Genomic DNA, 23,037 nt, shown 5'->3' with positions numbered 1-23,037 from the left:
ACGAGCATACGAGAAGAACAACAAAGAATAAATAGGTTATTAATGACAAACTATTACGCCGAAATTACAGGGTGGGGGAAATGCCTACCGCCAGCCGTCCTTTCTAATGACGATCTCAGTACTTTTTTAGACACTTCGGATGAGTGGATTAGAACTCGTACAGGGATTGAAAACCGTCGTATCAGCCACGTTAACACTTCAGAGCTTGCGACTGTCGCTGCAAAACATGCCATTGCGTGTGCAGGCCTTGAAGCTAAAGATATTGATATCGTTATCGTAGCGACCTGTTCACCGGACTCATTACTGCCTAACACAGCCTCAAAAGTGTCGCAAAACCTTGGGATTAAAACAGCAGCGGCATTTGATCTTAACGCTGCATGTACAGGTTTTGTTTATGGTTTAGAAATGGCGACACGTCTAATTCAAGCGGGTAACTATGAGCACGCATTGATCATTGGCGCTGAAAGGCTTTCGTTCTTCATCGATTGGACTAAGCGTGACACGGCCGTTTTATTTGGCGATGGAGCCGGTGCAGCTGTAGTTTCTCGTACAGAACAACAAACTGGTTTGCAGCAAGCTCAACTAGGGTGTGATGCAGCAGGGCGAGATATCCTAGCAGTGCCTAAATTCGGCACATCTATGGACAGGTTTGCTGCCGATAACGGTCACTGGGACTTTAACTTTGTCGGTAAAGAGATCTTCAAAAGAGCGGTTAAGGGCATGGGCTCAGCGGCTAACACTGTGTTAGGTCGCTCTGGTTTAACGAAAGATGACATTGACGTAGTTGTACCACACCAGGCGAACGTACGTATCATCCAAACACTTTGTGATTTGTCGGGTATCGACCAAGAAAAAGCGTTCGTTAATATTCAGAATTATGGAAACACATCAGCTGCAACAGTGCCAATCGCATTATGTGAAGCGGTAGAGCAAGGTAAGATCAAACCAAATGACAATTTGCTAGTTGCTGCATTTGGTGCAGGCTTAACATGGGGGGCTGGCCATATTAAGTGGGGCACTCGCGTTGAACCACTATCGACTTCAGATGCTGTATTACCTGATTGCGAGTCCAGCGCACTTGAACTAATGGCAGATGCTATCAAGCATTGCCAAAATAGACCCGAAAGCACTGAATAGAAAATAGGGCTAACTACTTGAATTTTAAAAGGAGCATATAAATTTGCTCCTTTTTTTATTTTTTTGCTAGACGAGGGGAAAAAGCAGGAATACAATTCGCTCGTTTGGGGAGTAGTCGCCTTGAGTTTACTTATCGTCATCTCGTTAAGCATTCGCTTATCCGGTAAGTATAAGTTTTAGCGCTGAGTTCAGTGATAAAACTTCGACGAGACCAACGCATTCGAAGCACATAACAGTGGTGTATCAAACACCTCCTGTATGGCACGTTTTGTATGCGGAAGGTATCGTCATTTTTGCTAACGCTACGACACCATCCTTCCGCTTTTGGAGGATACATGACCCCAACCACTTACCTAATTTTTGGTTTATTAACCTTATCTTTAGTTGCCCTCGATATCTGGCAGACTCGTGGTGGCAACATTACTATCAAAAAAGCAGCGATCTGGAGTGTATTTTGGTTTGTACTTGCGTTCGTATTTGCAGGTTCAATCTATCTGTTTTGGGACTTCTACGCGCCCACCAGCCACTATAGCGCAGAGAAAGCGACCGTTTCTTTCATCACAGGCTACCTTCTGGAAAAATCGCTAAGTGTCGATAACTTGTTTGTCTTCGCTATTATTTTCCATCAGTACATGGTTCCCCAACACTTGCGTCCGAGGGCACTACTTTGGGGTGTTATAGGCGCACTCGTTCTACGTGCGATTATGATTGCTGTAGGGGCACAATTGCTTGAGCAGTACCACTGGTTACTTTACGTGTTTGCGCTGTTCTTAATTTGGACAGGTATCCAGCTTGCCCGAGATAAAGGTGATGAAGAGCTAAATCCTTTACCTGAAAAGCTCATTCGCAAAGTTGCAAAAGTTACTGATGATTATCGTGGTAATGCTTTGATCATAAAAGAGAAGGGGATCTGGTTTGTTACACCGATGATGGTCGTTATTGGGGTGATTGCGTTTATGGACGTGATGTTTGCACTAGACTCAATTCCGGCGATTTTCGCGGTAACAAGAGAACCATTCCTTGTACTCGCAGCTAACGTATTCGCGTTGTTAGGTTTGCGGTCACTTTACTTTGTACTGCAAGGGATGATGGATAAGTTCGTTTACCTCAAACCTGCGTTGTCGTTCATTATGGTGTTTATCGGTATCAAAATGATGTTGGTCGGCAGTAACTGGGAGATTCCAACTTCAATTTCTTTACTGGTATTACTCGCTACTATGACAACAGCGGTAGTCGCTTCAATAGTTAATCAACGTAATAAGTCGAACGAAATGATAGGGTAAATGGATAGATAATCTAATCCCATAATTACATATCACTTAACTAATTAGGCACTTAGAACATAAATATATTGTAAATATTATGTGATCCACAAGTGCCTTTTTAGCACCCTGAAATCTATTTATTCATTTAAATGCGACCTTTTTTGAAGTTTAATTCACTAATGATGCATAACTTTACACCTAGCATGTTAACTTATTGTTTCATTAGAATATATAATCCGAAAATGTAATTTTTGTCATTTTTTGACCGGTAAAAAATTGCTTAATATTTACCGCATCAAAACGAATTAACGATTTATAGAGAGGCAATCATGGCACAAGCAATGCACATCGAAACAATCGCTGCACCAACCTCTATGGATAAGAAGACCTACTCGGTTAACTTCAAAGGACTAATTGCACACTTACTAGACATTCTATTTGTAGATAACAGCGCACCACGTGCTTACTACGCGACTGACATGTCTAACCACATGCAAAAAGATATTGGCCTAACTCGCTAAAACAGCATACAGATTAAAAAAGCCAGCTTATTCAGCTGGCTTTTTTGTTTTCTACTCTTCAGAACATTCCATTAACTATAATTAACTAAATGGTCATCTATGGGTTTAGGTACGTTGTGTACAAACAAACCAAGGAGGGCACGATGACAATCGCAACCAAAGTTAATTATTTCTTAGAAAAGAATGACATTCATTATCGAAGTATCAGGCACTATCACAGTGCAGGCTCAATTAGCAGCGCATTAGCTGCTGACATTTCAACGAAACAAATGGCTAAAGCCGTGATCTTAGAAGACCACGATGGACACAAAATGATGGCGGTGTTACCGGCAGATAAAAAAGTCAGCTTTTCGGTCATCAACGAAAAGTTTAACGCCAAATATCACCTGATCAGCGAAACAGACGTACATCGGATGTTTTCCGATTGTGAGGCAGGGGCAGTACCTCCAGTAGGGGGGGCGTACAACATTCGAGTCATTTGCGATCAGCTACTGGATATACTTGATGAAGTTTATATCGAAGCAGGCGATCACCAAACGTTATTACAACTCGATAAGCCTGCGTTTAAGTCTCTCATGTCCGGCGCAAAACATATGCGATTTGGCAAAGAAAGTTATCACTGATAATAAAAAAGGCGCTCAATATGAGCGCCTTTTCATTCACTCGAATACATTACTTCTTACGACAAAACTCAGCAATCACGTACATTGATTGGCCGCCATTCGCTTTACCAGATACAAGCTTAGGATCGTCGCCAATACTAATACCGCGGATTACTGTACCTTGTTTAATTACTTGGTTAGTGCCACGTACTGGAAGATCTTTAATTACCGTTACGTCGTCACCTTTTTTAAGTTCTACGCCGTTGCAATCAAGTGGCTTATCGTCAGCAGACATCCCTTGCATCGCCCAGTTCATTTGTTCTTCTTCCATGTACATCATATCAAGTAGGTCTTGAGCCCAACCTTCACTGTTTAAGCAAGTCAATTGACGCCATGCCGTTACTTGTACTGGTGGTTCTTGGCTCCACATGCTGTCATTTAGACAACGCCAGTGGTTGATGTCCTTTGGCTCATCGATTTCGCTTAAGCACTTGTCACACACCATAATCGCGTGGTCCACTGTTACATGGCTGTGCGGTGGAACTGCGTAGGCCGTTAATGATGTATCAGCACTACATAACTCACATTTAGATTGACAGCGTTCTAGCATGGTTGCTTCAGAAGACATAATGAACTCACATTTAATAGGGTGTTTAATTAAGGCGCATATTATCCACTTTATGTTTAGAAAATAAAGCGGATTTGTCTTTACACAACAATAAGCAGATAAAACTGACGTCAACGACTTTTTACACACGGATTAGTGCCCGTATCACAGGAATAAACATTGCCTTACCTTGTCGCAGTTGCTCACCAAGAGGTTGCTAGGCATAATCTTGCTCTTCGCGTAATCACGATTAGGTAACAAGTTGGAATTACTCTCCATATCATTATTAGGAAAGCCTTTACGGTTAGAAGGTTCAATGGCAGGTTGGCAACAGCTTTATTGGGACAACACGCTGGTTTCGCAACTCAATGCCGATTCCGACCGCGGGTCCCATGCACGCCATGAGTTTACGCTACAAAGAGGTGAAGAACGCTTGTTATGCCAAATCGACTCACAGTTAGAATGGCAACCATTTTCAATTGATTACTCTGTAACGGTTAACGGCGAGCTGCACGCTGAAGGCTCTAGAAACGAAAAAGACATCGAGCAACAAGTCCCGGTGAATGAACCTAAAGCCGAAAGACGATTCAGTGTCATCGGGCTGCTGTCGTTAGGTATGAAAGCGTTCAAAAGTGCGAAGCTCATTAAAGTTGTCCTAGCTTCAGCGAGCTTAGCCGCATATTCGTGGCTATTTTCATTTCAATTTGCATTAGCACTCATTGCCTGCTTAGTTTTCCATGAATACGGTCATGTACGCGCAATGAAGTACTTTGGCATGAAGACTAAAGGTATTTACCTGGTTCCGTTCCTTGGTGGGCTTGCGCTAAGCGATGAGAAAATAAACACCCGATGGCAAGACGTTGTTATCTCGATAATGGGGCCTTTCTTTGGGCTTATTTTGTCGTTGATTCTTGTCGTTGCGTACTGGGTGACAGGTGAAATGTTTTTCGCTGGCTTAGCGGTATTCAATGCGTTTCTGAATCTATTTAACTTGTTACCGATCCTGCCATTAGATGGTGGTCATATTCTAAAAAGCATCAGCTTTTCGATGAACAGTGTCACAGGAATTGTTCTTTGTACGCTTGCAGCCATTGGTGGCGTAGTATTGAGCTACTCACTAGGGCTTACTCTGTTTGGTTTCCTTTTAATAATGGGAACCATTGAAATCGTACTTGAGTGGCGCACAAGACATAACAGTCATTTGCTACCGTTGAACCGTTACGCACAAATTGTCTCTGCTGTTTGGTATGTTGGCTTAGTCGCGGCGCTAGTGGGGATTATTTGGTACTTCGCAAGCACCGGTGATGAACTGCTTAGACTGCCACTGTTGATCTTGGGAACGTAAGTTTAAGTGTTACGGATTCCATCTAAACACTAAAACGGGAAGCCTATGGCTTCCCGTTTACTCATATACCTAGCTACAGTTCGGCTTTTTACCTTCGTACTTAGGTAAGCTTTTAATCTTGGCACTCAAATCTCCGATACGAGTGTCGTGTGATGGGTGAGTAGAGAGAAGCTCAGGTGGAGTATTTCCGCCAGACGCCTTCGCCATGTTCTTCCATAGCTCGACACTTTGCTTTGGGTCAAAACCTGATTTGGCCATCAGCTCTAAGCCTACAATATCGGCCTCAGATTCTTGTGTACGACCATAAGGAAGAATGACGCCATATTGAACACCAACGCCTAATGCAGCCATAGTTGCGTTGCGGTATTCAGAGTATTCGGATGCACCTAAGGCAACGCTGGTCACTTGTAAGCCTGCATTAGCAAGTTGGGATTGAGATAGGCGCTCGTTACTGTGATCAGCCAGCACGTGAGCCACTTCGTGGCCGAGTACCGTCGCCAATTGATCTTGATTGACCGCGACGTCCAATAAACCGGTATAAACGCCAATTTTACCTCCGGGTAGGGCAAAAGCATTGACTTGGTCACTATCAAACACCACGACTTCCCACTCTTTAAAGCTGGATTGTTTAGGGACATTATCGGTAATGCTCTTAGCCACACACTGAACGTAAGCGTTAACCTTTTTGTCTGTGCTGATCTTCAATTCCTTTTTCATCTCTTCAAAAGATTGAGCGCCTAGGCTACTCATATCTTGGTCTGAAAAGAGGATTAATTGGTTTCGACCAGTCGGCGAGGACGAACAAGCGACTAAACCTGCAAGCACAGCTACTGCAGAAAATGATTTCCAAGCCTGCATTAAGATCTCCATATCATAAGTGGAAGCAATAATTGATTAATAATGAAGTAGTTTCGTGAAAAAAACTAGCTACAATAGCTCGGTAGATAACAATTCAACCATCGCTAGGAAACCTACCTATGAGCATCTGGAAACGCCCAATTGATCTAGAAGCATTAAATACGACTTCAAAAAACACTTTGATCGAACACCTAGCTATTCAATATACCGAAGTCACCGACAACACCATTTCCGCGACTATGCCCGTTTGTAGCTTCACTCATCAACCGTTAGGTATGCTACATGGCGGCGCTTCTGTAGTGCTTGCCGAAACATTAGGCTCTGTAGCCGCGAACTTTTGTGTTGAAGAAGGCTCATACTGCGTTGGACTGGATATCAACGCAAACCACGTAAGAGCAATGAGAAGCGGGCATGTTATTGGTACTGCTTCTCCGATTCATCTAGGCGTATCAACTCAAGTTTGGCAAATTTCGATTACCGATGAGCGTGAACGGCTCGTTTGTACCAGCCGATTAACCATTGCTGTTAAGCAGAAAAAGGAGTCAAAGCTTAGAGTCTGTTGATCTTTCGAGCTGATTTTTGCAGCACTTTATGGGAGATTTCTACAAGGCAGAGGCTTTGATGTGTAGCTAGCCTACATGAGAAGCCGATAACGCAGTAGAAATGAACCATAAAGGCTGCCCGAAGGGTTCGGTTAAAATCGTTTTATGCTTTGTTGAAGACTGTTTGCTTAGAATGACTAGGCTACACAGTCTTCGCCTCGCCTAAAACGTTTTTATCTCGAACAAAATTTAACCACAAAAGATCAACAGACCCTAGTATGCTCATCGAATTTAAAGGCGGAAAAATCATTACTACAGCGCACGAAATCGTTGTGAAAATTAATGGCGAACATATGATCACTTTGCAAGCTCAAATAGACGCTGTTCAGTTAATCGGCAGAGGGGCTAACGTCATCTCAGCCAACAGCGGGGAGGTAAAATGGTCAATAAAATTAGATAACTTACAACAGCTTGAGCAGTTAGCGACTGAGATAAGCGCTCCCATTCAATAATCGATACGAGTCTTGCAAAAACCTCATAAAATGAGGAAACTACTACTCACAGTCCATTTGGTGGAATTTCCTCTTTAAGACTTTCTACAATGACTTCCTTTGTGACTTTCTGCATGTGAGTAGCCCTATATGAGTAGCCCTCGTCTTCGCGTCCAATTTGAAACTTTGTTTGAACACTACAATGGGAAAGATTGTGGTGTTCAACTTGATGAAATTACGGAAGTGCTTTTTTGTACAAGGCGTAATGCACGAATAGTTCTTAATAAGATGGAGGAGGAAGGCTGGATTGAATGGCATCCAGCTCCAGGACGAGGCAAACTTTCTCAGCTCAAATTCAAGCGTAGCCGTACCGACGTCAGTGAGAATCTCGCAAGGCGATATCTGGATGAAGGTAAAATCGGTCAGGCGCTCAATGTACTCGATCAAGACACAGCGAAGCTTGCACAAGTCATCGAAAGCTACTTAGGTGTTCAACACCAAGAAGGGCTTCAGGTTGTGCGCTTGCCTTACTACCGCTCGTTATCAATGCTCAACCCGCTTAAGCCGATGCGTCGCTCTGAGATCCATATTATTCGTCAGATATTCAGCGGATTAACCAAACTGGATGAAAATGAAACGCTGCAGCCTGACTTGGCCCACTCCTGGGAGCAACTGTCTGACACTCATTGGCGCTTCTTTATTCGACCTGGCGTTCGATTTCACAATGGGCATCTTCTCACCACAGACTGCATTATCGAAAGTTTATGTTCGCTGAAAAGCATCAACTTATTTACTCATATCGATCAAGTTTCTTCACCATCCAATTGGGTCGTTGATATAACACTCGGTCAGCCAGACATGCATCTGCCTCTATTGCTCTCAGAAGCTTGTGCAAAAATTTTGCTTCCTGAGTCTGAACGGGCGGAAGACTTTGATTTATCACCAGTGGGTACAGGCCCTTATAAAGTCATTCAAAACGATCAAAAGCGACTAGTGTTGCAAGCTAACGATACATACTTTGGATTTAGGCCTTTGATTGACCGTGTTGAAGTATGGGTCATTGATGAAGTTCATTCCCCAATTGTGTTTCCAAGCCTGAACCACCCAATAAAGCCAAATGTCAGTGAATTCTCTGAGGAAGTTGCCCTTGACCCTGGGTGTACTTATCTACTGCTTAATCGAAGAAATGGGGTAGCCAAGTCGCAAGATTGGGCTCTGTATTTCTCTAACAAGCTGAACACACTGAATTTATTCAAACACATTCCACAAGATAAAGTTGTCGATTTTGGCCTGTTACCAGCACACGGATTAAAACCAGGCTGGTATCATCACACGCATTCCGACACCGAGATAAAGCCACCGCACTACAAACGTATCAAAGTCGCTTATCAAGCTTTGCATCCCATGTTTCCAACACAGGCAAAGCTCATCGAAATGCTGCTCAAAAAAGATGGGTTAGACGTTGAACTGATCAAATATGATTCCACGGTCCCAGACGTGTCAGAGGTCGATATTTGGTTGAAACCGATGGGAATAGCGAACCATCGTGACGATGCATTGGCCGGTTGGCTACTCAATTACAGTGACATTGAGCAATTGAGCACTACTGATGACTTCGAATATTGGAAAGGGCTTATCAATGACTGGCGTGCTCAGTCACAAGGGTTATTCCCGGCTCGTGAAATTGGTAAATCACTTATCGAAAGGCTGCAGATTATTCCGACTTTTCATTGTTGGCTTGGCGTAAGTAAAGATCAGTGCGGAACGTTACAAAACGCTAAGTGTAATGCCCTAGGCTGGTTTGATTTCACTCAAGTATGGGTGAAACCGGATTTGCAGAGTAATTAACATGTCGAAACCAAACAAAAAGCAGCCTACAAAAACGGTCGAAATCTATTGTAGCAAGTGCAAAACCTTACTTTTTAAGTATCGAAAGGGTGGAAAAGGCGCCTTAGTAAAATGTTTTAAAGAAAGGATTGTAAAAGATATGACTGTTACACCTTGCCATTGCCCTGGTTGTGATTGCGAATTCGCTCGAGACACCTTGGTAAGAGGGACTCCAGCTTATAAAATCATTGGCGGCAAGGTCACGATGAAGTAGGGGCTAAATCCACAATAAATTAACAAACATCCTAAGTTATATTGCGTAAATAACGTCTTGAAATCCTCACGGCCGATTATTTTTTGATCTAGATCGATAAAAGACTAAAAAACAAACACGATTGTTATATTAATTTTTAAACAGTGTTAGACTCGCGCCCAGTCCATATTTTGTTACATAAATTTTCTTCAAATAGGAGTCATCAATGGAATTAGGTCTGATCATCGCTTTCATCGTGACGTCTGCTGTAATGGTTAAAAAAGAGATGGCCTCAAACAAATAGTTTTCATTCGACTCACTTTTGAATCCCTTTATAGAATGAAATAGAAAAGCCAGCATTACTGCTGGCTTTTGTCGTTTTAGGCTAGATTAAAATTCGTAATCTAAGCTCACGCCCCAGTTACGGCCTGGTTGGCTGTAAAAGTCTAGGTTGTCTTCAGAATCTTTGTCGCGCAGATCATTGTACGTCCAGTACTTCTTATCGAACGCATTGAATAAGCCAGCACGTAGCGTCAAGTCAGTAACAGGGCGGTAGTATGCCGTTAGATCTAGGATACCGTAGCCACTTAAACCTACGTTATCTTCATCTGCCCAATCATCTTTACCGGCTACCATAGTTAGGTTAGCCAACGCACCAAACTTGTATTCAACGTTGTCGTAACCAAGGCCGAAGATACCAGTAAGCGGCGCTACTGAATCCAGTGATTTACCTGTTGTTTTGTCTGTACCTTCTGCGTACGCAATAGAAAGTTTAGTGTACGTACCAGTTGGAGCGTCGAAAGCGCCGTCCAGTAGGATAGTAGAGCTAAACTCTGCACCTTTGATTTCAACTGCGTCCCGGTTAACAACTGTGTAGCTTTCTTTGCCATTTACAGTGCCTAGATCTTCTGAATCAATGAAATCATCGTAATCGTTGAAGAAACCAACCAACTCGAACTGTGCGTTGTTGTTTTGACCACGGAAACCAATTTCGTAAGAAGTACTCTTTTCAGCTTCTAGGTCTGGATTTGGTACAAAAATCGAGCCAGTTTCGTATTCGTAGTAAAGCTGTTCAACAGTTGGCGCTTTGAAGCCTTGGCTTACTTGCGCGAAAGTACTTAGTGACTGGTTGAAGTGATAGACCGCACCAAGTTTACCTGTGAACGCATCGTTGCTGTTTTTGTCTTTCGGCGTAGTAAAACCATCATCAGTAGACGGGTCTGCTTCAAATGAGTCGTAGCGGATACCAGCATTAAGTACCAAGGTTTCATTTAAGAAAAACGCGTTGTCTTGAAGGAAAATACCCCATTCAGTAACTTTTGCATCTGGGATAGTTGTAGTACCTGGTGAAGTTGTACCGTTATCGTGGAAGATGTCTGTGTTGTTTAACGAGAAGTCTGTGCCTTTATAGTTAAATCCGTAAGTGAACTCGTGCACAGAGCTGTCAAACTCCACAAGCTTGTCGAGTTGAGCATCCAGCTGGATAGACTTATCTTCTGCCTCACGTAAACGCGTACGATCGCCGTTGTAACCAACGTAGCCCATGTGGTCAGTTAAAGTGGCAAAGTTTGCATTTGATGATTCAGTTACTTGATAGTCAACAGACCAAAGTAAGCTATCGAAAGCAGCATTTGGTGCCGTGTACTCGTGGTTGAAGCCAATTCGCGTACGCGTATTTTCATCTTGAGCACGAGAATTGTCGTAAGTTAATCCTGGCATCGGGCCAAAGTACATTGTGTAGTCACCATCTAAACTACGCTCGTCGTAGTTATAGTTGTAGCGTTCAAACACAAGACCAAGGCGGTTAGTTTCATTCAGTTGGTAATAGGCTTTTGCCAAAATGTTGTTAAGATCTTTTTCTGCTGGATTCTCCAAGCCTCGATCTTCGCCAGAAATGTCTGCACCATCACCGTATGTTTGAGTTTCTTTGCCTTCAGAGTAGGTACCAATTAGAAGTGTCTCTAACTTACCTTGACGCATAGCCCACGTAAGTGTGTTCTTGAACTGTTCATCGCCAGAACGGTAGCTGGACTTGATACCAAAGCGGTGCTCATCGCCCTCAGTTCTTAGAATATCTTCCGGATCTTTGGTTTGCATTACAACAGCACCACCAAGCGCGTCAGAACCGTATAGTGAAGAAGATGGGCCTTTGTTAATTTCGATACTTTTTAACGTATCTAACTCTATTGCGTTAGGGTAGATAGCCTGAGTAGCGCCGCCGCCTGGGTTGAATGGTGTTGTTTGTGTCACACCGTCGACGATCACTTTTACTCGATCGCCGTCCATGCCACGAATGTTAAAACCAGAGATACCGAATCGGCCTGCAGTTGTCGCATCGACACCAGGGGTGTACTTAAGTGCATCTTCCAAATCATTAGCAATCGAAGATTCAAGTTCATCCGAAGAAACTGATTCGATACTTGCCGATACATCCTGTTTGCTTTGTTCCGTTCTTGTCGCCGATACTACCACTTCATCAAACGTCGCTACCGATTCAGCCATTGCCGAAGGTGACAGGGCTATTATAATTGAAGCTGACAATAGAGTTTTCTTGTACATCTTGTTATTACCTTAAATCCTTAGGTTGTTTAGCGAGACGCATTTTATTAAACCTAAATGATAATTGCTATCATTCTCGTTATTGATAAATATAATTAATTTGCTTGTAAATTTAAATTGTTATATTTTTCAATAAGATAATAACCGTACGTAATGACGATAATATTCATCATTGTGATATAGATCACTTATATATATTGAACTTTTGGGGAGAAATGAGTTGCAAAGCCCAATTACGCTTGAAGCTCTTCATATTCTGGATGCAATAGAAAGGCGAGGAAGTTTTGCCGCTGCAGCCAACGAATTGAATAGGGCGCCTTCTTCTTTAAGCTACCAAATTCAAAAACTTGAGCAGGATCTCGATATTACGATCTTTGATCGTTCGGGTCACAAAGCAAACTTTACTGATGCTGGCCAGTTGATCCTAGAGCGTGGTCGCGCAATTTTATCTGCAACAGAAAAATTGGTGAATGACGCTAACTTGCTTGCTAATGGTTGGGAACTCGACTTAACCGTTGCTTATGATGGAATCATTCCGACCGCAAACTTTTTCCCTATGGTCGATGCCCTCGGAAATGTCAGTAAAACCAGAGTTCGTCTTCAAGAAGAAATTCTGGCCGGTTGCTGGGAGTCGCTAGCTGAAGGAAGAGCCGATTTACTGATTTGCCCTAAGCTTGAAACACTGCCTCATGATGTCAAGGCTGAAACGTTAGGTGAAATGTCAATGTTGTGGGTGGCGGCTGCAGATCATCATGTACACAAGCGTTCAGGCCCATTCGACGACGACGCCCGCGAACGTTATCGCGTTATTGCCATTGCTGATACTGCTAGGGGTCAGCCTGCAATAAGTGTTAATGTACTGCAAAAGCAGCCAAGACTCACTGTGACTAACTTTAACAGCAAGATAGATGCGCTAGTCCAAGGCCTGGGGATTGGTACGTTACCAACTCAAGTTGCCAAGCCTCTAATCGAATCCGGTCGGTTGAAAGTGATCGAGGGAACAGAGGAACAAAGCATAGACATCATACTCGCATGGCGACGTAATAAGATTGGTGAGGCTAAATCTTGGTGTATTCAATTTCTGAAAAAGAATTGGAAATTAGTGTAGAAAACAACGTAAAGGAGCGCGATGAGCGCTCCTTTTATTTTAATGAAACCTTACTGAAGCAACAGAACCATATCGGCAGTTCCGTCTTCAAACTGAATATCGAGTTCAAAACCAAGCTTTTGCGCTAATGTGAGCATGCCTCGGTTTGTCGGCATCGTCATCCCAGACATCTGTTTCGTTCCCTTGGAGCGGCAATAATCGATGACTTTATTCATCAATATCTTTCCGAGGCCATTTCCTTTCAGGTCGGAGCGAATCAAAATAGCAAACTCTGCGTCCGTGTTATCTGGGTTAATCAATGCACGTGACACCCCGATAATAGAAGGAAACCCATCAGCGTTTGATACTGCCACAAAAGCCATTTCTCGGTCATAATCGATTTGAGTCAAATTTGCTAATGCTTCATGATTGAATTCGCCTACGTCAGTAAAGAATCGCTTATACAAATCCTCTTTTGAGACGTTATGTATAAACTCTGCGTGCAGAGGCTCATCTTCAGGCAATATTGGACGCAGCAGTATTTGATTTCCGTCTCTAAGCACGACTGACTCTTCAAACTCAACAGGGTAAGGGCGGATAGCCAATCTCTGCTGAGCATCACCAACGTAAGGCTTCAAAATCAAGTCTGCATCAATGATGGTAAAATCGTTCCCATTTGCCAATACTGGATGGATATCCAGTTCATGTATTTGTGGACAATCGACCACCATCTGAGAGATGCGCACCAAGAACTCAGATAAACCAGTAATGTTCATCGGCTCTGGCAGTTTTTGAGGGCGTATCTTGCCGCCTTTAATCGCTCTAACGATTAAGTAACGCGCTAGTGTCATGTTAAGCGGAGGCAATGCGGAAGCGGCGTCTAGTCCTTCGTTCCACTCAGAACCGCCTTGACCAACAAGTATGACAGGACCAAACGTTTTGTCCGTTTTCACCTTGATTCGTATTTCTTCTCCACCCGCTAATTTGGCCATACCTTGTACTAACAAGCCATGAATATGAGCAGATGGATAACTCAACTTAGTACGATCTAGAATCGCTTCCGAAGCGCTGGCAACTTCATGACTATTACGCAAGTTAAGCATGACTCCCTGTACATCAGACTTATGCGCGATGTCGGGTGAGCGAAGTTTAACGGCAACAGGGTAGCCAATTTGTTCGGCAACATGGACTGCTTCACTGGAGTCGGAAGCAATCCAAGTCGGCAGCACTTTGAAACCAAAATGCTTCAAAAAAGTACCGATTTGATGTGTATCCATGGATACTGTATTTTTATCCAGTAACTTGTCTTGTATCCACTTTTGAGCTTTCGATAAGCTCTCGATATCCACTTGTTTAGCCGTAGTTGGTGTTTCCATCAACTGCTTTTGGTTTCGTCGATACTCAACTAAGTGCATGAACGCGACCACGGCACTTTCTGGGGTTCGATAGGTCGGTATGCCAGCTTGAGTAAATACTTGTCTGGCTGGCTTTGCCGTTTGCTCTCCAGACCAATTAGTTAGGATGTTAAAGCGCTTATGACGCGGATGCTTTTTAATCGTCTCTACGATTTTTTGCGCGGTTTGTTCAGAGTGAGCCACCGCTGAAGGGCTATGCATGATTAGGATTGCGTCTGCGATATCACTATCAAGTAGTGTATTGAGCGTATCGACATACCTTTGATGGCCGGCATCACCAACCATATCGATAGGATTACTGCGAGACCAACTAGAGGGTAACAATCCATCCAGTTTCTCAGTCACTTGATCATCAAGTTCTGCGAGTTTTCCGCCACGCTCAAGCAGTGTATCTACCGCCATGATTGCAGGGCCGCCGCCGTTGGTAATGACAGCCAAACGCTCACCACGAAGCGGAACTGAGTGAGTTAGCGTTTCAACGGCAGCAAATAGCTCATGGGTATTTTTAACTCGCAGCATACCCGTACGACGAATCGCGGAGTCATAAATGATATCGAGCGTGTCATCGCCGCCAGTATGTAACTGCGCTGCTTTTCGACCAGCAGATGTTCGGCCACCTTTTAACACCAAGATGCGCCGGTTGCGCGATGCTGCACGGGCAGCAGACATAAAACGACGCGCGTCTTTAATGGTATCGACGTACAGCAAAATTGCGTCGGTATGGGAATCCGTACTCAAATAATCCAATAAGTCTGCAAAATCGACATCAACTGCATTTCCGAGTGAAATGAAAGCAGAGAAACCAATTTCTTTGTCGTTGGCCCAATCCAAAATAGTAGTGCAGACAGCTGCAGATTGAGAAATGAACGCAATGTTTCCTTTTAACGCGGTAATCGGAGAAAACGAAGCGTTAAAGTTTAGCCAAGGGAGAATCATTCCAAGGCTATTGGGTCCCAGAAGCCTCATACCGTTTTCTTTCGCGATTTCTATGCAACGGGTTTGGATCGTATCGCCGTCCAAAGTTAAGTTGTGCATATCTGAGGACAAGATGATAACGGAACAGACACCGGCCTCTGCAAGTTGCGAAATAAGTTCGATGTTTCTAGACGCGTGAGTACATAAAATAGCGAGATCAGGAACAATCGGTAATTGACCAATAGACGGGTAGGCGAGCACACCACAAACCGATGGGTATTTTGGTGTGACCGGCATAATGGCTCCTTCAAAGCCGCCTTGTAGTAAATTCTTCATTACGATGTTACCGGCTCGCATGTCTTTAATCGAAGCGCCAACGACAGCGACTGATTTTGGCTTCAATAGATGATGTAAAGTGTTCATGCGCATCTCTCAACAACGTAAATACTGTGTATAGGTTAACCAAATTTATAGGCAGGAAAGCGAGCAAATATCGTCACTGTGATCATTTACACACAGTATGTCGAACAGTTTGTGCCGTAAGTCACAGAGTATTGATATATAATTAAAATGTTGGCTTGATTCTAAGCCTTTCAATCGGCATGATTTACAGTAATTTCCACTTAAGGCGTAAAACATTTCATGAAAAAGATTTCAATTGTTGGCTTGTCTGCTCTTTTAGCTGCGTGTTCATCTGGTACATACACTACTGATGTCACCTCGGAAAGCTATCGCGAAGACTACAAAGTCGCTGAAGTAGAGCAGCCAGTAGTCACTAAGGAAGGTACAGCAACAGGCGTTACAGAAAGTAATGTCGAGTCTAAAGTGGTGAAGATGTCACCAGAGACAGCTGAGAAAGAAGTGGTGAAAATGAAACCGCAAACCAAGCCTGCTGTCGCAATCACACCACCAACAGCTAAACAAGTTGCAATGAACCCACGCTACGGTTTCACGATTCAAGTCGTTGCTTTGGGATCTCAAGCAAAAGTTGACCAATTTGCACGTAAGCTGCCAATGGATGAACAGCAACCGATCTGGGAAAACTACAAAGTAGTGAATGGAACGAAGTGGTACACAGTGCTTTACGGCGACTACGCTACGCGTAAAGAAGCACAGAAAGCAGTGAAGTCACTTTCAGAAGAGTTCCAATCACTGAAACCATTTGTTAAGAGTATCGACTCAATTAAAAACTCTGAGTTCCCAACGCTTAACAAACTGAACTAATTCAAATTTAAAAGGGGCTTTTGCCCCTTTTTCGTGTCTAAAATTCACCCAAACAAACACCACAGCGTGAGTATTGACTCTTTACGAGTGTAACTTCTCAGTAGATTGATTATGATATCTGCCATGATTCTAACGTTGTGTCATGGAAAGAGCCTTAATGACTAAAACTACCATTCTTCTTCTTTGTGGCGGTGGCTCAGCCGAGCATGAAGTGTCACTTGTTTCTGCTAACTACTTGCAAGACCAATTAGGTCAAACTGAAGACTTCAATGTCATCCGCGTTGAAATGAAGCAAGAGGGTTGGTACGACTGTCATGGTCGCTTAGTTTACCTAGATACAAACACCGCCTCCTTAAACAGCGAAAATAGCTCAACCTCTATTGATTTCGTCGTACCTTGTATTCACGGATATCCTGGTGAAACAGGAGACATTCAATCAATGCTAGAGCTTGCCGGCATTCCTTACTTAGGGTGTGGCCCAGAAGCAAGTACCAATAGTTTCAATAAGATCACATCTAAGCTTTGGTATGACGCGTTAGGTATCCCGAACACACCATACCTGTTCCTATCTCAAAACGACGAAGAATCGTATCAACGCAGTGAACAAGCTTTTGATAAGTGGGGCTCTTTATTTGTGAAAGCTGCACGTCAAGGCTCTTCTGTCGGTTGTTACAAGGTAACAGATAAGGTGCAATTAAAAGAATCTATCGATGCTGCTTTCACCTATTCCGACCAGGTTTTGGTTGAAAAAGCGGTGAAACCACGTGAATTGGAAGTAGCTGCCTATGAGCAAGATGGCAAGCTATATATCAGCAAACCTGGTGAAGTTATTGCGCCAAGCGATGCATTCTATTCTTATGAAGAAAAGTACAGTGCCGATAGCCATTCAACTACCGTTATTGAAGCCACTGATCTGACAGAAGCCCAACGTGATATTATCGCTCACAGCGCAGAAACTGTTTTCACGCAAATGCGCCTAAGACATTTATCTCGAATCGACTTCTTTTTAACGGAAGAAGGGGAGATCTACCTGAACGAAGTAAATACATTCCCAGGTATGACTCCAATATCTATGTTCCCTAAAATGGTTGAAAACGCCGGACTGCCTTTCTCAAGGTTTTTAGCAAATTGCGTAAAAACGTCGTTAAAGAATTAATCCCAATTCTTGATTGATTTAAATTTTACCATTTCAGACTCAGAGCTTTCGACATTACCGAGATACTGGTAGGGCATAGCAATACTTTGCCAGCGTCCAAAGCTCTGAATATCTTTCACTCTAACACCTTGCTTTGCTAACTCTCTAGCTGCTCCGACACGCGTCGATTGGCCAGAAAACGACAAATCACCACCGATCAAATCCCCCGCATGTCGGACTATTCGATATATTGATGAATCATCCAATTGGTTTTTACCAATATTCCCGTGACGATCAATCCCTCTGAACACATACTGTGAATCGTTTTGGCTCATATTAATCCACTTAGCGACCGCAACAGTGCCTTCAAGGCTTAGTGCATATTTGTGTTCATTTAAAACAACCAGGTATTTGTTATCCACCAGCTCTAACTGAGTTCGGGAAAGTGACTTCAACTCCCGACGTTTGAGTGCGCATTCAAACATAACGTAATAAATAGCAAGATCGCGTACATCCTTCGCTGAGGAAGAGCTGGACAGTTTTTCATTAAGGATGTTTAAATGGGACGCAGTAAACTCGGCTGCTTGTTTTGCATCTCCTTTTTTGGCTAGTCTAAGTTTTGTTACGGAATTGCGTAGTAAGGCATTGTTAGTGGGATCAGGAAGTGACAGCAATCGGTGCACAACACCAATAGTCACCAGATAGCGCCTAATCGTCGAGTACTTACGGGTGCGAGCTTCTTTCTCTATAAACTGGCGAATTGCCGCGATAGACGAAGGTAGGGGACGAACGTTTCGAGTTTGGCAGAATTCAACGAATAGATTCCAGTCTTTAGTCATTGCTAACAATGTGTTGCGAGAATATTCGGAGTGCGTTAATTCATCGAATTTCTCTAATGTCACCAATTGGCAAAACTCCCCAAGCAATTGTTTCAAAACTGTTTGATCGGTGGTTATAGGTATATTTTTTCGCATCCTGACGCACTATAACGTTGTTTTTCAACACAATATACTTGATAACATCGCAGATACAATTATTATTTAAGTAACTATATCAATAAGAAATGTTATCAATATGGCTGTCGCGACTTATAGAGGCTTTAACCTCCAATCTGCTGGAAGTACCACCGATGTGTGGCAAGTTAAGATCAAAAACCATGTTTTATCTGGTAGCATGGCTGCTGTTAAAAAGAGTATTGATTGGTTTTGCGATACAGCAACAATCATCGACCCTAAGGAGTTTTCATCGGTAGGTAGAAAGCGAGAAGAGTCTGGTTCTCCTGCTGCGGAAAATTTTGGTGGCTACGCACTTAAAAACGATACTGGCGAGCCTAACGCGTGGTATTGTTTTTTCAACGGCCGTCTAATCAAAGGATCGAAGATCGCCATTCAGAAACATATAGAAGCCTATCTGCTCGCTAAGCAGAAAGCTGATCAACAAAAGAAGTAATTTAACTATGAGTCTCGTTTATTCCACTGAAGTGGGTCGAATTAAGCCAGAAGTAGAAAAAGTAGAGCGCCCAAAAGGCGATGGTATAGTGCGTGTTCAGCGTCAAACGAAAGGCCGTAAAGGCAAAGGAGTTTGCATCGTTACCGGGTTAGACCTTGATGATGCACTATTAAAACTGCTAGCTGCGGAACTTAAAAAGGTCTGTGGCTGTGGTGGCTCTGTGAAAGACGGTAATATTGAGATCCAAGGTGATGCTCGAGATAAAATAAAAGCACACCTCGAAAAGAAAGGTCATACAGTAAAACTTGCTGGTGGCTAACTCGAACAACGTTGGAAAGCCCGCTTTATAGCGGGCTTTTTAGTTCAAACAAACTCTTAACTCGTTAAGGTTTTCTCTCGGCCTTTAGTTGTAAGAACACCGACGTGTTAATGACTAGAAGGCGATATGGTCGTTTCATCAAACGAAATAATCAGTTAGAGAATCGAAGATTAACTAACTGATTATTAGGTATTTTATGGTAAATCACTATTATGTTTAATATTGTAGATTTAAAGGTGTAGGGAATAGGAATAGCGACATTATTAGTTCTTACTTAATGTCATTTAACATAAGATAGATAATACGCACTAAAGTCAACAATAGAATGAGCAAACTTTTGGTTTGTAAGGTTGTCAGTAGCGACCACCTGTTTTTATCATTCATTATTGCAACCCGGCTTCTACAAAACCTTCGACGCCATCTTTCATAAAGTAATAGTTACTGTAGCCTTGGCCCTCTAGAATATATTGAAGCCACTGTACCTGTTTACCCACAGCATCATAAATCATTATCTTCTGATCTTTGCTCTGTGTTTTAAGAAATGACTCAAAACGTTCAATTGGAATGTTTCGTGATCCAACGTTTGTGAGAATAAGGATGTCTCTCTGAATTGGATCTCTTACATCGACAACCAATGTTTCAGAATTCGAGGCTTGCTCCTTAAAATCACTCGGCTCTAATAAGTGCTCACCGAACTTATCTTTACTAATGATCTTGTCTTTATCATTAAGAGTCGCTCCCAACAAAATACTGTCTTGAGGATACGCTTCAGCCCAAGAAAACACACCACCACAAAAGCAACGACGTTGTTAACGCCGACGGCCATAGCTCTTTGAGCGGCAACATACGACTTTCTGCAAGTAATCCCGTTACAGTAGAAAACGATGCCCTTGGAGTTCGAACTTAACTTTTTAACTTTGTTTTCAAACCCTTTGTTCGACAATGTAATGTGTTTTGCGCCTTTAACGTGTAATACGTCAAATTCAAGCTTCGAACGCACATCAACAATATCTACTTCAGTCATCGTCGCATGAAGCTCGGACAGCTCTATTGTTTTTACATCAGGATATTCAGAGCGATAAGGAAATTCAGAAGCGATTACACCAAGTGGCAAAATAACGAGTATAAAAAGACAAATCGTTCTGATTCTTTTCATGATAAAGGCCCCCTATTTGATACCTCTATCAGTAATTGTAGAGCACTGTCAAAGATATGTGATATTTGTCACATAAAAATCGGCCAACCAAGGTTACACGGTCACTTAAAACTTCAACCCTCTAAGGTTCTGGACATGCGTCGCAAAAACCTGTTTCTGAAGTGCTTTAAGTAAGTGGTTGGTTTCGGACATCCCCATCGCATATGGATCACACTGCTCGTATCCAGGTAACCTGCCGCTCACATACGCCATTGTCCATGCTTCAAACATACGATTTGAAACTGGATAAGTTGCAAGGACCTTTAAATCAGTATGACGGCGATCCTTCATAATATGAGCGAGCGTAGCATTGACACGTTCAGCTGAACCCTCCAAACATTGAATAAAGAAATCTAGATTGAAATACAGTACGCCAGTAACACCGTTAGCGTGATTATTGTCATTGGACTTTTCTAGGATGTTTTCTGTAGCACTAAGTGATCCGTCTACCACTCTACTCACATAAGTTAATCGTACTAATGACATCTGCTGTGTACCGTTTTATTGGCTAGTCTACTAAATCTAGAACATGGCATTCCCTAGTCAAGAACCTTCATCACGACCCACTGTTCACTCTCAGAGCCAGTGTCGTGAATCTGTTACGTGATCACAGTAAAGTAGAATCCTCTAGCGAAAGTGAGTACAAACTTACTACCAAACAACCATCTGTAATTTAATTACAAATCAGACAGCGCAAGAACTCAAGCCAACACAACGTGCTAGCATAACCTGTTGTTTTTATTTGTATTTAAGTTAAAAGACAACAAGTTAACAGCCAGGAACCCGACAAAGGTTAGGTGTCATTATTTTTGTCACCAACTATGTAAGCCTCTATACATCCCAGTTCGTACGAATAGAGGGCACAAAAAAAGGAGCGATTACTCGCTCCCTTTGTCTTGGTTTTCTTCTCGTATTTGTTGTGCGACTATCTTTATCGCTTCAGCAGTACTTATCCCTTCAGCCATTAGCTTCTGAATTTTTTCTACCGCTTCTTGCTGTTCAGCATGACTTAGGACTAAATCGTCAAACATAAAAAAGCTCCTTTCGAAAAAGGAGCTTACTATATACCGAACAAACGCTTGAGACTATTGCTTTAATAGCTTCCAAGGAAGTTGACGTACACACCCATAGAATTTTCGTTGGTGTAACTGGCACCGATGTCTAAATTAAACAAGTTCAATGGCGTGATGCCGATACCTGCTGTAATCGTACCGTCGAGATCATCATATGCTAAGTTTTGTTTGTAACCTGCACGCAATTTAAGTTGGCGCATGATATCGATCTCCCCCCCTACTCTCAGCATTTGAGTGTTGTCGTCAAAACTCGTAAAACGCTCTTCCTCATTCAGGTCATAATCCACACTGATCGTCGCGTAGTCTGCTACCAAACCCACACCCACTGTGTATAGAGGGCGCATTTGATAAGCATAACTAACGTTAGGTCCACCCGTTGCTGAAGGAATTGAAGCAGTATCAATATCACGACTGATCAGGTTTGAGGCAGAGAATCCCACTCTTAGCGGACCATAAAACCACAATGCCCCTGCATCTAGGTTAAACATAGTCTCACCGGTACCATTATCACGGATATCACCTAAATCGTAATTTGTTAAACTCGCCTCATAAACATAGGTGTAGATTCTTTGAAGCTTTGGGGACACACCAAAAGAAATGTGCTGACCTAGAAACGTTTGGTATTTCGCAAGAGACATGCCCACTTCGGCAACGCCGATTGACACCGCATTGACCGTACTGTTAGACGCATTTTCAACTGTTCTTAAATCTTCTGTGGGTAGTGTGCTATCTGTAGCAATCTGTGGGGTTGCATAAGATTCGGTATAGATCTTGCCAAACACGTTAGCAGCAATATATCGGTTAGGTATAGCAAACGCTACGACACCACCCGCCTCTAGCTTCACTTGATCGCCTTCTAGAGCATCCAAAGACTCTTGCAGCGCTGGGATGTTGGCTGGGTCTAAACTCTCAATTAAACCAGCAGCAGTGTCTAAGTCATCGACCATATTATCTTCGTCGTTATAACTTAAGCCAATACTTGGAATGATCATACCAACATCGTCATTACGGCGGTATATTGCAACTAATGCAGGGTTATAAAAGGGAGCGGTAAGAAAGTTGGCTGAAACTACGCCGACGCCACCCATTGCGTCACCTCGAGCTTCGATAGCATAATTTGCAGCTAATGAACTGCTAGACGCTAGAGCAATAGACAACGATAAGATTCTAATGGAATTTTTCATAATATTATAAACGTGGAGTCCTTTATGTTTATAA

24 protein-coding genes are annotated in these 23,037 nt (G+C 42.8%); 14 read left to right on the top strand and 10 right to left on the bottom strand.

Annotation, left to right across the window (positions count from 1 at the left end; translation table 11 throughout):
• The first annotated feature begins 42 nt into the window (after window positions 1–42).
• The 4 genes from ACXABW_RS16730 to ACXABW_RS16715 all read left to right on the top strand — a co-directional run bounded on the left by ACXABW_RS16730 (window position 43) and on the right by ACXABW_RS16715 (window position 3,546).
• Window positions 43–1,137: a ketoacyl-ACP synthase III gene (locus tag ACXABW_RS16730; protein WP_265689330.1), complete on the top strand. Its 1,095-nt coding sequence runs from the start codon at window positions 43–45 to the stop codon at window positions 1,135–1,137.
• 335 nt (window positions 1,138–1,472) lie between these two features.
• Window positions 1,473–2,420 (top strand): TerC/Alx family metal homeostasis membrane protein, encoded by a 948-nt coding sequence (locus ACXABW_RS16725; RefSeq protein ID WP_457526332.1) that lies wholly within the window; start codon window positions 1,473–1,475, stop codon window positions 2,418–2,420.
• A 311-nt stretch (window positions 2,421–2,731) separates the two neighbouring features.
• Window positions 2,732–2,923 (top strand): hypothetical protein, encoded by a 192-nt coding sequence (locus ACXABW_RS16720; protein WP_252034094.1) that lies wholly within the window; start codon window positions 2,732–2,734, stop codon window positions 2,921–2,923.
• Between the two features lie 143 nt (window positions 2,924–3,066).
• Window positions 3,067–3,546 carry an aminoacyl-tRNA deacylase gene (locus ACXABW_RS16715; protein ID WP_457526330.1) on the top strand — a complete coding sequence of 160 codons (480 nt, stop codon included), beginning with the start codon at window positions 3,067–3,069 and terminating at the stop codon, window positions 3,544–3,546.
• A gap of 49 nt (window positions 3,547–3,595) precedes the next feature.
• On the opposite strand, the gene ACXABW_RS16710 is transcribed toward ACXABW_RS16715, so the two are convergent.
• Window positions 3,596–4,153, bottom strand: a complete 558-nt coding sequence (locus tag ACXABW_RS16710; RefSeq protein WP_457526329.1) for a PhnA domain-containing protein — start codon at window positions 4,151–4,153, stop codon at window positions 3,596–3,598.
• Window positions 4,154–4,394: 241 nt separating this feature from the next.
• Between ACXABW_RS16710 and ACXABW_RS16705 the strand changes: the two genes are divergently transcribed.
• A complete protein-coding gene (locus ACXABW_RS16705; protein WP_457526327.1) occupies window positions 4,395–5,477 on the top strand; it encodes a site-2 protease family protein in 1,083 nt (360 codons plus the stop codon).
• Window positions 5,478–5,546: 69 nt separating this feature from the next.
• Here ACXABW_RS16705 and ACXABW_RS16700 read toward each other — a convergent pair whose 3' ends face one another.
• Window positions 5,547–6,335 (bottom strand): M48 family metallopeptidase, encoded by a 789-nt coding sequence (locus ACXABW_RS16700; protein ID WP_457526325.1) that lies wholly within the window; start codon window positions 6,333–6,335, stop codon window positions 5,547–5,549.
• 119 nt (window positions 6,336–6,454) lie between these two features.
• Here ACXABW_RS16700 and ACXABW_RS16695 point away from each other — a divergent pair, with 119 nt between their 5' ends.
• The 4 genes from ACXABW_RS16695 to ACXABW_RS16680 all read left to right on the top strand — a co-directional run bounded on the left by ACXABW_RS16695 (window position 6,455) and on the right by ACXABW_RS16680 (window position 9,469).
• On the top strand, window positions 6,455–6,898 hold the full coding sequence (locus ACXABW_RS16695; RefSeq protein WP_457526323.1) for a hotdog fold thioesterase: 444 nt from the start codon (window positions 6,455–6,457) through the stop codon (window positions 6,896–6,898).
• A gap of 257 nt (window positions 6,899–7,155) precedes the next feature.
• Complete coding sequence (locus ACXABW_RS16690; RefSeq protein ID WP_457526322.1) at window positions 7,156–7,389, top strand: DUF3389 domain-containing protein; 234 nt, start codon at window positions 7,156–7,158, stop codon at window positions 7,387–7,389.
• 129 nt (window positions 7,390–7,518) lie between these two features.
• Window positions 7,519–9,216: an SgrR family transcriptional regulator gene (locus ACXABW_RS16685; RefSeq protein WP_457526320.1), complete on the top strand. Its 1,698-nt coding sequence runs from the start codon at window positions 7,519–7,521 to the stop codon at window positions 9,214–9,216.
• A gap of 1 nt (window position 9,217) precedes the next feature.
• Entirely contained in the window at window positions 9,218–9,469 is a 252-nt protein-coding gene (locus ACXABW_RS16680) for a hypothetical protein (protein ID WP_252034086.1), read from the top strand.
• A gap of 369 nt (window positions 9,470–9,838) precedes the next feature.
• Here ACXABW_RS16680 and ACXABW_RS16675 read toward each other — a convergent pair whose 3' ends face one another.
• A complete protein-coding gene (locus ACXABW_RS16675; protein ID WP_457526317.1) occupies window positions 9,839–12,007 on the bottom strand; it encodes a TonB-dependent hemoglobin/transferrin/lactoferrin family receptor in 2,169 nt (722 codons plus the stop codon).
• 220 nt (window positions 12,008–12,227) lie between these two features.
• On the opposite strand from ACXABW_RS16675, the gene ACXABW_RS16670 reads away from it, so the two are divergent.
• Window positions 12,228–13,115 carry a LysR substrate-binding domain-containing protein gene (locus ACXABW_RS16670; protein WP_457526315.1) on the top strand — a complete coding sequence of 296 codons (888 nt, stop codon included), beginning with the start codon at window positions 12,228–12,230 and terminating at the stop codon, window positions 13,113–13,115.
• 50 nt (window positions 13,116–13,165) lie between these two features.
• Here ACXABW_RS16670 and ACXABW_RS16665 read toward each other — a convergent pair whose 3' ends face one another.
• Complete coding sequence (locus tag ACXABW_RS16665; RefSeq protein WP_457526313.1) at window positions 13,166–15,847, bottom strand: bifunctional acetate--CoA ligase family protein/GNAT family N-acetyltransferase; 2,682 nt, start codon at window positions 15,845–15,847, stop codon at window positions 13,166–13,168.
• A gap of 219 nt (window positions 15,848–16,066) precedes the next feature.
• Here ACXABW_RS16665 and ACXABW_RS16660 point away from each other — a divergent pair, with 219 nt between their 5' ends.
• Both ACXABW_RS16660 and ACXABW_RS16655 read left to right on the top strand, forming a co-directional pair.
• Entirely contained in the window at window positions 16,067–16,648 is a 582-nt protein-coding gene (locus ACXABW_RS16660; RefSeq protein ID WP_252034082.1) for an SPOR domain-containing protein, read from the top strand.
• 157 nt (window positions 16,649–16,805) lie between these two features.
• Window positions 16,806–17,804 (top strand): D-alanine--D-alanine ligase, encoded by a 999-nt coding sequence (locus tag ACXABW_RS16655; protein ID WP_457526310.1) that lies wholly within the window; start codon window positions 16,806–16,808, stop codon window positions 17,802–17,804.
• Here ACXABW_RS16655 and ACXABW_RS16650 read toward each other — a convergent pair.
• Window positions 17,801–18,757 carry a tyrosine-type recombinase/integrase gene (locus ACXABW_RS16650; protein ID WP_457526308.1) on the bottom strand — a complete coding sequence of 319 codons (957 nt, stop codon included), beginning with the start codon at window positions 18,755–18,757 and terminating at the stop codon, window positions 17,801–17,803. The two genes, ACXABW_RS16655 and ACXABW_RS16650, sit on opposite strands and share 4 nt — an antisense overlap.
• Before the next feature lie 100 nt (window positions 18,758–18,857).
• On the opposite strand from ACXABW_RS16650, the gene ACXABW_RS16645 reads away from it, so the two are divergent.
• A complete protein-coding gene (locus tag ACXABW_RS16645; protein ID WP_252034079.1) occupies window positions 18,858–19,232 on the top strand; it encodes a DUF3319 domain-containing protein in 375 nt (124 codons plus the stop codon).
• A 7-nt stretch (window positions 19,233–19,239) separates the two neighbouring features.
• A complete protein-coding gene (gene yciH / locus ACXABW_RS16640; protein WP_457526306.1) occupies window positions 19,240–19,551 on the top strand; it encodes a stress response translation initiation inhibitor YciH in 312 nt (103 codons plus the stop codon).
• Between the two features lie 383 nt (window positions 19,552–19,934).
• Here the strand turns inward: yciH and ACXABW_RS16635 are convergent, their stop codons facing one another.
• The 5 genes from ACXABW_RS16635 to ACXABW_RS16615 all read right to left on the bottom strand — a co-directional run bounded on the left by ACXABW_RS16635 (window position 19,935) and on the right by ACXABW_RS16615 (window position 23,003).
• Window positions 19,935–20,336 carry a rhodanese-like domain-containing protein gene (locus tag ACXABW_RS16635; RefSeq protein WP_457526304.1) on the bottom strand — a complete coding sequence of 134 codons (402 nt, stop codon included), beginning with the start codon at window positions 20,334–20,336 and terminating at the stop codon, window positions 19,935–19,937.
• On the bottom strand, window positions 20,228–20,707 hold the full coding sequence (locus ACXABW_RS16630) for a rhodanese-like domain-containing protein (protein ID WP_457526302.1): 480 nt from the start codon (window positions 20,705–20,707) through the stop codon (window positions 20,228–20,230). Before ACXABW_RS16630 ends, ACXABW_RS16635 begins: the two co-directional genes overlap by 109 nt.
• Before the next feature lie 105 nt (window positions 20,708–20,812).
• Window positions 20,813–21,232 (bottom strand): BLUF domain-containing protein, encoded by a 420-nt coding sequence (locus tag ACXABW_RS16625; protein ID WP_457526300.1) that lies wholly within the window; start codon window positions 21,230–21,232, stop codon window positions 20,813–20,815.
• Window positions 21,233–21,624: 392 nt separating this feature from the next.
• On the bottom strand, window positions 21,625–21,777 hold the full coding sequence (locus ACXABW_RS16620) for a YoaH family protein (protein ID WP_252034062.1): 153 nt from the start codon (window positions 21,775–21,777) through the stop codon (window positions 21,625–21,627).
• 62 nt (window positions 21,778–21,839) lie between these two features.
• The gene (locus ACXABW_RS16615) at window positions 21,840–23,003 is read right to left on the bottom strand and encodes a conjugal transfer protein TraF (RefSeq protein WP_265689039.1); all 1,164 of its coding nucleotides are present in this window, start codon (window positions 23,001–23,003) and stop codon (window positions 21,840–21,842) included.
• Window positions 23,004–23,037: the final 34 nt, after the last annotated feature.

This window comes from Vibrio paucivorans (assembly GCF_054053395.1).
This window is presented reverse-complemented; position numbering and strand designations above follow the sequence as displayed.